Raw genomic sequence first — 12,968 nt, 5'->3', positions numbered from 1 at the left:
CGCATTGCTCCATCCATCGTATATTTGATCGACGGCGAGAGACAAAGAGATGATGGGTTGCGCTCCGCTCCACCCATCCTACCGCTGCTTCGGGGAAAAGCGGCGCCGATTTTCGGACACGCAGGACGGAGGAAACGGGATGCAACCCGCCGTCGCCTTCCGCGGGGAATGATGGGTTACGCTGCGCTCCACCCATCCTACGGGAAAAGCAGAGCATTCAAACCATGAATTTGTAGGGTGGGTGGAGCGCAGCGCAACCCACCGGATTCATGAAATCAACGGGCCAAGGACGAAACGAAAAAAGATGATGGGTTGCGCGTTGCTCCATCCATCGTATATTTGATCGACTACGTTTGATCGACGGCGAAAGACAAAGAGATGATGGGTTGCGCTGCGCTCCACCCATCCTACCGCTACCGCTGCTCCACGCGATTCCGCGATGAACCAAATTTCTCGGGAATGATCGGGCTGTTTCATTGTCTTAAAAATTATGTCGTTCTGGCGGCCCGCTCCCGTTCACGGCCGCCACCGTCCGTTCGGCCATCCGTCGTGATAGGATGGCGGAATGAGATCCATTCCGGCGGCAACCGCCGGTCACGCTGAGTACAACTGAGTACAATCAAAGGAGTCCGGCACACATGAATCCTCTACTGCAAATACTGCGGCATGGCCAGTCCATCTGGCTCGACGCGATCAGTCGCGATCTCATCGGCAGCGGAACACTGCAACGCCTGGTCACCGAAGACGGCCTGCGCGGCGTGACCAGCAATCCCGCCATCTTCGAACAGGCCATCAATCATGGCCGCAGCTACGACAACGCGCTGGCGGAACTGCTGCGGGCCGACAAGCCGTACACCAGCCAGGACCTGTTCGAGGAGCTGGCGATCGCCGACATTCGCCGGGCTGCCGATATCCTCCGTCCCACCTACGATGAAACCCGGGGCGGCGACGGCTACATCAGCCTCGAGGTCTCGCCCCATCTCGCCGCCGACACCGACGCCACCGTGACGGAGGCAAAGCGGCTGTGGCAGGCGGTGCAGCGCCCGAACCTGATGATCAAGATTCCGGCCACGCCGGCGGGCATCCCCGCCATCGCGCTGGCGACCGCCGCGGGTATCAACGTGAACGTGACGCTCATGTTCTCGCAACGGCACTACCGCGACGTAGCCCAGGCCTATATCCGCGGCCTCACCGGCTGGGCCACGGTATCGGCGGAAGGGCAGCCGGCCTGGCCGGTCTCCGTCGCGTCGTTCTTCGTCAGCCGCGTGGACAGCGCCGTCGATCCGCTCCTGGAAAGGAACGGCTCGCCCGCGGCCCTCGCCCTGCGCGGAAAAATCGCCATCGCCAACGCCAAGCTCGCCTACCGCAGCTTTCGCGAAATCTTCCACGGCGGGCCGTTCGCCGCCTTCCGCGACAAGGGCGCGCGCGTGCAGCGCCCGCTGTGGGGGAGCACCGGCACCAAGAATCCGGCTTATTCCGATGTACTGTACGTGGAGCAGCTGATCGGCCCCGACACGGTGAACACCCTGCCCCCCGCCACCATCGATGCCTTCCGCGACCACGGGCAGGCGCGGGTGACGCTGACGGAGGATGTCGAACAGGCGGAAGCGGACATCGCGCGGCTGGCGGAACTGGGCATCGACCTCGATGCCGTCACCGACACCCTGCAGAAGGACGGCGTGCAGGCCTTTGTCACCGCCTACGACAAGCTGCTCACCGCGCTGGAATCCCGGCGGCAGGAGCTCGCCGCCGAACACGCGGCGCCATGACCGGCCGCATGCCCATCCCTGTACAGCAAAAGGAGAAATGATGGAACTTGGAATGATCGGCCTGGGCCGCATGGGCGGCAACATGGCCCAGCGGCTGGTGCGCGGCGGCCACCGGGTGGTGGGCCACGTCCGCAATCCGGATGCGCTCGGGGACATCGAGCAGAGGGGGATCGTGCCGGTAACGACGTTCGACGCGCTGGTCTCCGCACTGCCCGCGCCCCGCGCGATATGGCTGATGGTGCCGGCAGGCGCGCCGGTGGACGAGACGATCGCCGCGCTGCAACCCCTGCTCGCCCCGGGCGACATCCTGGTCGAAGGCGGCAATTCGAACTACCAGGACACGCAGCGGCGCGGGGAGCGGCTGGCGGCGGACGGCATCGGCTTTGTCGACGTCGGCACCAGCGGCGGCGTATGGGGCCTGCAGAACGGCTACAGCCTGATGGCGGGAGGAGACGAACGCACGATCGAGAAACTGCGCCCCATCCTCGAGACGCTGGCGCCCGCCCCGGACAGGGGCTGGGGCCGGGTCGGCCCGAGCGGAGCCGGGCACTTCACCAAGATGATCCACAACGGCATCGAATACGGGATGATGCAGGCATACGGGGAGGGATTCGCGATCCTGCGCGGCAAGCAGGCGTTCGCACTGGATCTGCACCAGATCGCGGAGATCTGGCGCTACGGCAGCGTGGTGCAGTCCTGGCTGCTCGACCTGGCCGCGGCGGCCCTGGCGGAGAATCCCCATCTCGAAGGCATCGCGCCCTACGTGGCGGACTCCGGCGAAGGACGCTGGACCGTCGCCGAGGCGATCGATCTCGACGTCGCCGCGCCGGTCATCACGCTGGCGCTGCTGCAGCGCCTGCAGTCACGCGACGCCGACGCCTTCTCGAACAAGCTGTTGTCGGCGCTGCGCAACCAGTTCGGGGGACACGCGATCAAGAAAACGGAATGAGCTTCCGGCCGGGCCCCGCGACGGCCGGGCCGAATGACTTCTCCCGCCCGGCCCGGAACCGCCTGGCCGTCCACCCCCGACCCGACATGGAGGCAACCGATGCGCAGCCCGATTCGCAGCGACGCCCTGGGCAAGCTGATCCTGCGCCTGACCGTGGGCATCCTGCTGCTGCTCCACGGCGTGTCCAAGGTACGCCATCCGGGATCGCTCGAGTACATCGGCAAGCAGCTTGCCGGAATCGACCTGCCCGCGGCCCTGGCCTATGGCGTGTACGCGGGTGAAGTGCTCGCCCCGCTCATGATCATTCTCGGCATCTACTCGCGCCTGGGCGGCTTGCTGGTCGTGGGCAACATGCTGTTCGCGGTGGTGCTCGCGCACCGCGCCCAACTGACATCCCTGACCGATCACGGCGGCTGGTCCCTCGAACTGCAGGCCTTCTATCTGTTCGGCGGCCTCGCCCTATTGTTCCTCGGTAGCGGTAGAATAGCGGTCAGGCCGGATTGATTCCGGCGCCCGCCCCGTCTGCAGGGCGATTTTCATCCAGCAACGCAGGACAGCTCCATGCGCGCAAAGCCACCGCCCTCATCCGATCCCCTCGATTCCCATGAATCCAGATGGCATATCATGCCGAATCTGGCGCAACTCCAGGAAACCGCCCTGCGCATGATACTGGAAGCAGCCGAGTCGGCGATCCGCGCCCGCGGGAAATTCCACCTGGTGCTCGCCGGGGGCGACACGCCCCGCGCCATCTACAGGCAGCTGCGCAGCGCGCACACCGACTGGCCGGCCTGGCATGTCTACTTCAGCGACGAGCGCTGCCTGTCTTCCACCGATCCCAGGCGCAACTCGGTCATGGCCGGAGAAGCCTGGCTCGACTACGTCGACATTCCCGCCGACCATCTCTACACCATCCCGGGAGAGCTCGGCGCGGACCTGGCAGCCTGCGAGTACGCCCAGACGCTGAAATCGATCGGGATGTTCGACCTGACGCTCCTCGGGCTCGGTGAGGACGGCCATACCGCCAGCCTGTTTCCCGGGCAGGAATGGGGAACCGAGGCCGATTCTCCCGACGCGCTCGCCGTGCTGAACGCCCCCAAGCCCCCTGCGCAGCGCGTGTCGCTCAGTGCAATCAGGCTCAGCCGCTCTCTGCAGACGATATTCCTGGTCAGCGGCGAATCCAAGCGCAACGCCGTCCAGCGCTGGCGTGCCGGCGATGCGATCCCCGCCCGCGCCATCATGCCGGAGAACGGCGTGGACATCCTGGTGGAGTCGGCGCTGCTGTCCTGATTCTCCGCCCGGCGAACCGGCGCGCAGCCGCCCGGTTTCCAAACCCCGCCCCTTGCGCGCCCGCCCGCGCCACCCCGCTGTAGGCATTACCCTACATTCGTTTCGCATCCTTCCTACATCATCCGTGTCCATTCCTTGACAGACACGTCCTCCATACCTGCTAGAGTTCATAAGTATGAATAAAAAATAATACCGAATAAAAACCGGCCCTCCGAGGCCGGATCACAACAAGGAGGATCCATGATGATGAGGCTACCCCTGCAGGTATGCGCGCTGGCGTCCCTGCTCCTGCCCGCCCTGCCGGTGCAGGCGCAGGAATCCCCGCCGGCCGAAGCCGCCACTGCAGACGGCAAGAAGAAAGCCGTACGGAAAACAGGGGAAACACAGGCATCGCAGGCGCCCGAGGCAGCCTCGGCAGGCTCCGCTCCCGTCCAGGTCGCAGTCAACGACGCCTTCACCCGCGAGAACGTCGTCCGGCTCGAGCCTCTCGTCATCAAGGGACAATCGCTCACGGTCAGCAAGGACCAGCCCTTCACGGTGCACGTGTTCGACAAGGACTTCATCGCCGAGCGGCAGGTCTCCAACCTGGAGAACCTGTTCCGCGAGACCGCCGGCATGGAGGTGCGCCATCTCGGCTACGGCAGCGTCGCCAGTTCCACCAACCTGCGCGGCTTCTCCGGGGGAGGCCATGGGGGCGACATCGGCTTCGTGGTCGACGGCATTCCGCTGAACGAGGCCTCCAGCCACGCCGACGGCTACGCCGACATGGGCGTCATCATACCGCTCGAGATCAACGCCATGCGCATCTTCAAGGGGCCGGTCTCCGCCCTCTACGGAAATTTCAACCGCGCCGGCGTGGTCATGCTGGAGACACGCCGATCCGGCAAGTACGCCGAGCTGGACGTGCGCGGCGGCTCGTTCGGCACCGTCGACGTACAGGCCGCTGCGGGCGGCAACCTCTACGGCGTGGACATCAACGCAGCGGTACAGAGCTTCCGCAGCGACGGCTTCCGCCCCGGCACCGACAACCAGCGCCACACCGGATCGCTCAGCCTCGGCTACAACATCACCGACAAGACGCGCTTCACCATCGCCGGCCGGGCGCACGCGGGCGAGGCGAAGACGGCGTCGGTGGTGACGCAGGCGCAATATGACAACCGCCACAGCCAGAAGGCCTTCTACGCCAGGGATCCCAACGTCATGAACGACAGCACCGACAAGGATCTCTACACCCTGCGCGGCGACCTGTCCCACGAGATCACGCCGAACATCAAGGCCGTGCTGTTCGGCTACGCCACCACGCAGACGTTCCGCCGTTCCTTCACCCGGCTGACCAACGCCACCACCTGGCAGCAGCGCCAGGAGGAGTACGACCGCGACGTGATCGGCTTCGGGGCCAGCATCAACGGCCGGCACGACATCCTGAAGCGGCCCCTCACCTGGACGCTGGGCGCGGAGCGCTACGAGGAGAGCACGCTGTACAAGTACGCCGACGCCCTCAACAACGGCCAGTGGACCGCCAACACCGTCACCGGCGGCGTCAACGGCGGCAGCGGCACCCTCAACCGCCTGCTCAAGACCAACTACGTCTCCATGTTCGCGCAGACGGAATGGGCGCTCAGCCCCTACTTCCGGCCCTCCTTCGGCATCCGCAAGGATCTCATCGATGGCTGGTGCAAGCGGCGCGGGCTCGAGACCCGCACCGGCGCCAGCGCCGAATGCGGCGAGATGCAGAACTTCGACATCACCACCCCGAAATTCGGCTTCCGCTCCACGCTCTGGCCCAAGCTGCTGGAGGCGCGCCTCAGCCTGTCGGAGGGGTTCGCCCTGCCGAGCGACGCGGCGAAGTACACGCCCGGCGTCAACGTCAAGCCCACCACCTTCAGGCAGATGGAACTGGGATTCACGCTGACCCCCGGAAAGATGTGGATGTTCGACGTGGCCCACTACCAGATCGAGAGCAAAGACGAGGTAGCGCTGCCCAATCCCGCCCTGCTGAACTACGTCAACGTCGGCAGGACCAAGCGCATCGGCACCGAGGCGGAAGTCCGCTTCATGCCGGCGGACTGGTTCGAGGCCACCGCGGCAATCGCCCACTTCAACTCGCGCATCACCGAATCGCTGCAGCCCCACCTGATCGGGGCGGACGTCACCGGCGTGCCGAAGCTGATGGCGACCTTCACCGGCACAGTGCGTCCCATGGAAGGCCTGACGGTCACCGCCATCGGGCGCATCTTCGGCCGCTACGCGATCAACCTGCCCACCGCCACCCAGCCCCAGGCATTCTACGACGGCTACGAGACGGTGGACCTGATCGCGAGCTACGAACCCAAGGCCCAGCCCTGGAGCATCCGGCAACGCTACTTCGTGCAGATACTCAACCTCACCGACCACCGCTACGCCTCGTCGGCGGGGATCACCAGCGGAGTCCGCACCTACAACCCCGCCGCCCCACTGACGGTACTGGGGGGCATCTCATTCAAGTTCTGAAATTCTGCAGAAGAGGCCACACGGGCCACACGGAACGATGATCCATCTCCTAAAACGATTCCTGGCGGATTCACCCCCATGGGACGGCCCTCATTCGCACTGTCGTCCTGCCCATGGGCTTCTGCACCGCAGGCATCGATCTCCGGGCACCCCAGCCTTCACGGCGGCCCTGCTGGCTGCGTTGGCCACCGGCTGGCCATCCCACCCCCGCGCCGCGGGGGTGCCCACCCTGCAGGAAGTAGTGGTGACGGCCAAGAGCAACGACCTCATCGGGACCGCGAATTCCGCCAATGAAGGCACGGTACTGAAGAAACAGCTCGACCAGCGCACCGTCTACCGGCCGGGAGAGCTATTGGAGACGGTACCGGGACTGATCGTCACTCAACACAGCGGGGAAGGGAAGGCGAACCAGTATTTCGCTCGCGGCTTCAATCTCGATCACGGCACCGATCTGCGGATATCGGTGGATGGCATGCTGGTCAATCAGCGCAGCCATGGGCATGGGCAAGGTTACGCCGATCTCAATTTCATGATCCCGGAACTTGCCGCCGGCCTCCAGTACCAGAAGGGTCCCTACTACGCGGACCAGGGCGACTTCTCCTCGGCGGGCGCCCTCAATATCGGCTATGTCAACAAATTGCCGACAGGAATTGCCAGCTATGGGGTAGGCAACCAGGGATTCATGCGCGGCCTGGTCGCGAATTCCCATGATGTGGGCGCCGGAACGGTGCTTTATGCCGTCGAACTGAACAAGAAGGACGGTCCATGGGTCACCAAGGAAAACTACAAGAAATTCAATGCCGTGCTGCGCTACAGCCAAGATACCGGCAGTCCCCGGTTCAATATAACCGCCATGGGATACGGCGCGAACTGGAACTCCACCGACCAGATTCCCGAGCGTGCCGTCCTGAATGGCCTCATCTCACGGCTGGGGGCCATCGATCCCAGCGATGGCGGCGAATCCCACCGTTTCAGCCTGTCGGGGGCCTTGCAGCACCACGGGGATTACGGCATTACCAAGGTGAATCTTTATACGGTTCACAACAACATGGCATTGTTTTCGAATTTCACCTATTTCCTCGACGACCCTGTCAATGGCGACCAGTTTTCCCAGATCGACAAGCGCTTCCAGTCCGCCCTGAACCTGAGTCATGCCTGGGTGAACAATTTTGCCGGTTTCGCGCTCGAGAATACCGTAGGCGTCCAGTTTCAGAACGATGTCATCGACAACGGCCTGCTGAATACCCGACAGCGGCAGGCGCTGTCGGTCACCCGCAGGGATCATGTGGTTGAAAACAGCATAGGCATCTATTATCAGAACAGCGTGCAGTGGCTGGAAAAATTCCGCAGCGTGGCGGGCGTGCGCAGCGACTACTACTGGTTCGATGTCAAAAGCAACATCGGCGCCAATTCTGGGCAGCAGTACGACAGCATCACCAACCCCAAGCTCAGCCTGATCTTCGGCCCATGGGCCAAGACGGAGTATTACTTCAACTATGGGAGCGGCTTCCATAGCAACGATGCGCGCGGCACCACCACGACGATAGACCCGAAATCAGGGACGGCGGTCACTCCGGTCAATCCGCTCGTCCGCTCCACCGGATATGAATTCGGACTGCGCACCGCGATCCTGCCGGGACTGCAGGCCTCTCTGGCTTTTTTCCGGCTGGACATGGCCTCGGAGTTGCTGTTCGTTGGCGATGCCGGCACCACCGAGCCCAGTCGTCCCAGCAAACGCGAGGGAGTCGAGGTCTCGGCCTTCTACATGCCGAACGATTGGCTGATGGTGGATCTGGATTATGCTCTGGCAAAGGCACGTTTCACGGGCCAGGATCCCGCAGGCAATCACATTCCGGGTGCAATCCAGGGCGTGGGCAAGGCGACGGTTGCGCTCGACAACATCGGCCCCTTCTTCGGCAGCCTGCAGTTCCGCTATTTTGGAAAGCGTCCTTTGACGGAAGACAACAGTGTCCAGTCGAATCCCACCATGACCTTCAATGGCCAGATAGGCGTAAAAATAGGTAAGAAAGCCCGGGTCATCCTGCAAGGATTCAATTTACTCAACACGCATGCTCATGCGATCGACTACTTCTATACCTCCAGGCTGCCGGGCGAACCCACAGGCGGTGTTGACGACAGGCATTTCCATCCCATCGAAAGCCGCTCTTTCCGGGTCAGCTTCATCGCCAATTTCTGAACTCGTCGAAATTCCAGCCAAAACAAGTCCACCACCGGTCCTCGGTCTGAGCCTCCTGAATCGGGAGGCTTTTTTTTGGTTCATTGCGGAATAGCGTGGAGTAGGGGTGGGATGGGTGGAGCGCAGCGTAACCCATCATCTCCTTGAATCCGAAGGATTCTTTCGGTTCATCGCGGAATAGCGTGGAGCGAACCAGGGGTAGGATGGGTGGAGCAACGCGCAACCCATCAAAACCTGTGAAAAGTCCCCGTAGCTACCCATCATCGGATGAACCATATTGACCCATCGATTCCATGATTCCGGTGGGTTGCGCTGCGCTCCACCCACCCTACAATTTCACTTCAGCCCCCGCAGCGACCCATCACCGGAAAGCTTCCTGAAAATCCATGCCGCTTGCCCCGGTTATCTTCGACGAACCTTTTTTTCCGCAGTGACGTCCATCTGCGCCAGGATTAACCATATTTCCTGAACTGGCCGACCACCACGCCGAATATCTCGAAATTTTCCGTGGGCCTGAGGACGGGATAGGCCGCATTGGCCGGGATCAGGGTGTAGCGGCCATCCTCCCGTCCCAGGGTCTTCAGGGTGAATTCCGCCCCCACCATCGCCACGACGATTTCGCCCGGATTTGCCGTGGATCTTTTTTCGACCACCACGATGTCCCCCGCCAGGATGCCCGCATCCTTCATCGAATCCCCCTTGACCCTTACCAGCACCGTCTGCGAGGGCCGGTCTATCAGGAAATCGTCGATGGTCAATACGTCCGTCTTCTCCTCCAGCGCGGCCGTGGGGGCGCCCGCCTGCACGCTGCTGTCCGCCAGCGTGCGCTCGAAGAAGCGCCGGCCGGGCTTGAGCCGATGATCCGGGGTTCGCTCCAGGTATCCCAGAGACTGCAGGCGCGACGCCAGCGCGGCCACGGAATTCTTGGAGCCGAATCCCAGCATTGCCGCGATGGCGCTGAAGGAGGGCAGCGCCTTATGCCGAGCGTAATAGTCCTGCAGCTGCTTCAGGTAGTGGAGGTCTCTGGACATGACATGGGATGACGTCAGGATGTTTCTTCAGGTGCTTCTGCAGGAGCTTGTAGGTGTCCAGGTCGAATTTCAGCGTATGCGTCTCCAGTTCGTCATGGAGCTCGCGCTCGCTCCCGGCCGTGCCCACGTGGCACCAGTGATCGATCAGGTGGACCTGCGTGCGGCCGGATGTCTCGTCGTGCTCGCGTATGCCGATGCGGCCGGGGTAGGGCCAGCCTTGCAGGCGGTAGGGCACGAGCGCCATCTCGAGGCGCAGGTAGTGCCGCTCGAGCGGCTCCTTTCCCGCGCACGCGCCGGCGCAGCGCTTGATCTGGTACGCGAAGCAGGGCCCCCTGCCCGATTCCAGGCCGACGATCCTGGGGCATAGCCGGTGCGCCCGGACGATCTCGCGCAGGGTTTCGACGGCCTTGGCCTTGGTGTGGAAAAGGCCATGCAGATGATCGAACACATCGGGCTGGATGTCCTCCTCCGCCACAAGGGCGATCAGCGGGCTGCGCCCGGGCCGATCCGCCAGGCGCAGCGAGAACAGGGAGCGGGTGCGGCGCAGGCGCCGGTTGTGGATCGGCTGCAGTTCCTTGATCAGCCGGGATTCCAGCAGCAGGGCGCCCAGCTCGCCGGCGGTCTCGATCCACTCCACCCGCCGGATTTCCTGCCCGATGCGCATGTCCTTGCTGCAAGCGTGATCGCCGCTGAAATGGGACAGTACCCGCGAGCGCAGCGCCACGCTCTTGCCGATGTAGAGCGGCAGATCGTTGTCGCCGTAGAACAGGTAGACGCCGGGGCCCTCCGGAATCTCGTCCAGGAAGCCGGCGTCGAGGCCGGCAGGAAGGGCCGGGCCGCGCAACAGATCATTCACGGCCGCGAGGACGCGGGCCTCGCCCAGCTCGCGCCGGGCATGCGCCAGGTAATCCACCACCAGCTCCACGTCGCCCATGGCGCGATGGCGCGCCATCGCGCTCAGCCCGTGGCGGGCCATGATGGCATCAAGGCTGTGGCTGCGGTGCTCGGGGTAGAGCCGGCGCGAGAGCTTCACCGTGCACATCACGCGCTGGCGCAGGGTGGCGCCGAGGCGGCGATACTCGCACTTCAGGAAGCCGTGGTCGAACCGGGCATTGTGGGCGGCCAGCACGGCGCCCTCCAGAAAGGAATAGAGCGTGGCGGCGATCTCCTCGAACATGGGCGCATCCCGCACCATCGCATCGGTGATGCCGGTCAGGCGCGAGATGAAGGGGGAGATGCTGACGCCCGGATTGACCAGGGTCTGCCAGCGGCCGGTTTCGACACCCTCCTCGAAGCGGATGAGGGCGATCTCGATGATGCGGTCGGTGGTGGGGCTCCCGCCCGTGGTTTCCAGGTCGAGGACGACGTAGGGAGGCAGCATGGGCTGTACTCACGTTCGCAATTGAACGATCGTACAACAAAAAAGCGGTTGATGGAATAGGCCCCAATCGGCCCCGCCGTGCTTCTCCCGGCGGCGTGGGTCAGCGCAGCAACGTGATGGTCAACCCTGTCGTGCCTGCCACCCGCTGCCAAAGTCGATTGGCGGACAGCACACCGGCATGCCGCAGCTTTGCCAGCGCGAGGCAGGAACGATCGCCAAGAGAGAGCCCCGCCTTGCGCGTGATGCTCGCAAGCTGGCCAGCAGTGACCGCCTGGACCGGGTCAAACGAAACGACCGCGATCCCGGTGTCGGCAAAGAAGGCATCGATCGCTTCAGTCGGCAATTCGTTGAGTACCGCATAGGTATAGACCTCTGCGACATTGACGGTGTCGACAATCGCTTCATCGAGCAGGTCGAACACGGCGTCACCCCCCGCTTCACCCAGAATGGCGGCAAGAATCGCCGATGCGTCGATGACAATCGTGCTCAACGTCTGCGCGCCTTTTCCGTCTCATCGATGCGCTCGGCCGCGCGCCAGCCGAGGAAGTCGGCGACACTCGCCTTGTCGGCAAGGCCGCTCTCCCGCGCCAATGCCCGGATGCGCTCCCTGACCTCTTTCATCGTCCTGATCCTGATCGCGCCATCGACGACCTCGATGCGAACCGGACCGCCCCGCTCGAGGCCAACCGCGCGTCGCAACTCGGCTGGCAGACTCAGACGTCCGGTTTCGCTGACATGCCCGCGCACGCTCGATCCGTGCGATACCGCATCCATGATTGCCTGCTTGCGTGAAACCTCCATATCGCCCTCCATCCAGACCCATGCATGGATTGATCCATGCGTTGATTATGGGACAATTCTCAATATCAGGCCATGAATTAGGTTCATGGCTGGCAATCCAGGATTGTCTGATCTTGAGTCCATGCCCGACGCCAGGGTCGTGGAAAATGCAGCGAGCCTCACCCTTGTTCGCGTGCAGCGTAATGCACGCCATCAGGGCAGATATACCGCCTCGAAACGCCCCAGCGGCGCCATGCGGGCACGATTCAGCGTGAGGTGGCCGTCACTGAGCGAATAGTTGTCCACGGTGCGCAGAACGTCGTGGAAAGCCCGTTCCACGTCCATGCCCGACGGGCATGCCATCAGGGTGGAGGCAAGCCGGTCGAAGCCGACGCGCGAGGCGGCCTCGTCGAGCTTGTACGCGCCGGTAAAGGTGTTGCAGCCGCCGAAGCCGTTTACACGCCCGTCCGTGACCTGGAGGATCAGGTACGGCTCGCGCCGCAGCGCCGGCACGGGCCGGCCGTTCAGTTCAACCAGCCTCCAGTGTTTCCCGGTGATGCCGTCGGGAAGCCTGGCCAGTATATGGTGCTCCGCAAGCGCCCCGGTGATGCGGGAGCCATCGAGCGCAAGCCGGGTCAGCCGATTCTCGCCCACGAAATAGCGCACGGGCTGCCGGCCTGCGAGCGTGATGGTGCTGCCCGCCTCATTCCAGGTGAAACTGCCCTGCTCCAGGAACACCTCGTCGCTCTTGCCGCGATATCTTGACCACGCGCTGTAGGTGCCCTCAGGGGTCAGAAGGAGCGCGGTCTCGATGCCGGCGCAATCGGCGCAAGGCAGCACGCCGCGATAGGCGCCGGCCCAGTCGAGCGAACTGCGCGCATTGTGCTCCGGATCGGGATGGGCGGCGTCCCGGGTGCCAGGGTTACTGAAGGGCGCCGCGCAGCCGCCGGCGGCCAGCGCTGCCACTGCGATCATGATGAAAACCGGATGCATCTTCATGGGGCCTCCTTTCTTCAATGCGGGGCGTGAACGCGGCGTGCCGGCCGGATGGTCCATGCATGAAATTCCGGCAGGAATTCAAGCA

11 protein-coding genes are annotated in these 12,968 nt (G+C 63.6%); 6 read left to right on the top strand and 5 right to left on the bottom strand.

From position 1 onward, the window contains the following. Positions 1-638: 638 nt before the first annotated feature. The 6 genes from tal to BT108_RS06865 all read left to right on the top strand — a co-directional run bounded on the left by tal (position 639) and on the right by BT108_RS06865 (position 8,692). Positions 639-1,769: a transaldolase gene (gene tal, locus BT108_RS06890; RefSeq protein WP_072293802.1), complete on the top strand. Its 1,131-nt coding sequence runs from the start codon at positions 639-641 to the stop codon at positions 1,767-1,769. A gap of 40 nt (positions 1,770-1,809) precedes the next feature. Next, a complete protein-coding gene (gene gnd, locus BT108_RS06885) occupies positions 1,810-2,718 on the top strand; it encodes a phosphogluconate dehydrogenase (NAD(+)-dependent, decarboxylating) (protein ID WP_072293801.1) in 909 nt (302 codons plus the stop codon). A gap of 99 nt (positions 2,719-2,817) precedes the next feature. Next, positions 2,818-3,222 (top strand): DoxX family protein, encoded by a 405-nt coding sequence (locus BT108_RS06880; RefSeq protein WP_072293800.1) that lies wholly within the window; start codon positions 2,818-2,820, stop codon positions 3,220-3,222. Between the two features lie 120 nt (positions 3,223-3,342). Further along, positions 3,343-4,005, top strand: a complete 663-nt coding sequence (gene pgl / locus BT108_RS06875; protein WP_177257268.1) for a 6-phosphogluconolactonase — start codon at positions 3,343-3,345, stop codon at positions 4,003-4,005. A gap of 240 nt (positions 4,006-4,245) precedes the next feature. Beyond that, the gene (locus tag BT108_RS06870) at positions 4,246-6,495 is read left to right on the top strand and encodes a TonB-dependent receptor (protein ID WP_072293798.1); all 2,250 of its coding nucleotides are present in this window, start codon (positions 4,246-4,248) and stop codon (positions 6,493-6,495) included. A gap of 37 nt (positions 6,496-6,532) precedes the next feature. Further along, positions 6,533-8,692, top strand: a complete 2,160-nt coding sequence (locus BT108_RS06865) for a TonB-dependent receptor (RefSeq protein ID WP_083566275.1) — start codon at positions 6,533-6,535, stop codon at positions 8,690-8,692. A 452-nt stretch (positions 8,693-9,144) separates the two neighbouring features. Here BT108_RS06865 and BT108_RS06860 read toward each other — a convergent pair whose 3' ends face one another. The 5 genes from BT108_RS06860 to BT108_RS06840 all read right to left on the bottom strand — a co-directional run bounded on the left by BT108_RS06860 (position 9,145) and on the right by BT108_RS06840 (position 12,883). Next, positions 9,145-9,723 carry a LexA family protein gene (locus BT108_RS06860; protein ID WP_072293797.1) on the bottom strand — a complete coding sequence of 193 codons (579 nt, stop codon included), beginning with the start codon at positions 9,721-9,723 and terminating at the stop codon, positions 9,145-9,147. Then, a complete protein-coding gene (locus BT108_RS06855) occupies positions 9,668-11,104 on the bottom strand; it encodes an exonuclease domain-containing protein (protein ID WP_072293796.1) in 1,437 nt (478 codons plus the stop codon). Before BT108_RS06855 ends, BT108_RS06860 begins: the two co-directional genes overlap by 56 nt. A gap of 100 nt (positions 11,105-11,204) precedes the next feature. Next, positions 11,205-11,594 (bottom strand): type II toxin-antitoxin system VapC family toxin, encoded by a 390-nt coding sequence (locus tag BT108_RS06850; protein WP_072293795.1) that lies wholly within the window; start codon positions 11,592-11,594, stop codon positions 11,205-11,207. Next, the gene (locus BT108_RS06845) at positions 11,591-11,905 is read right to left on the bottom strand and encodes an AbrB/MazE/SpoVT family DNA-binding domain-containing protein (protein ID WP_177257267.1); all 315 of its coding nucleotides are present in this window, start codon (positions 11,903-11,905) and stop codon (positions 11,591-11,593) included. Before BT108_RS06845 ends, BT108_RS06850 begins: the two co-directional genes overlap by 4 nt. A 192-nt stretch (positions 11,906-12,097) precedes the next feature. Further along, positions 12,098-12,883 carry an META domain-containing protein gene (locus BT108_RS06840; RefSeq protein ID WP_072293861.1) on the bottom strand — a complete coding sequence of 262 codons (786 nt, stop codon included), beginning with the start codon at positions 12,881-12,883 and terminating at the stop codon, positions 12,098-12,100. Positions 12,884-12,968: the final 85 nt, after the last annotated feature.

It is taken from the genome of Nitrosovibrio sp. Nv17 (genome assembly GCF_900119085.1).
Classification (GTDB): Bacteria; Pseudomonadota; Gammaproteobacteria; order Burkholderiales; family Nitrosomonadaceae; genus Nitrosospira.
The sequence above is the reverse complement of the archived record's forward strand: the minus strand, read 5'-3'. Positions and strand labels throughout refer to the sequence as shown.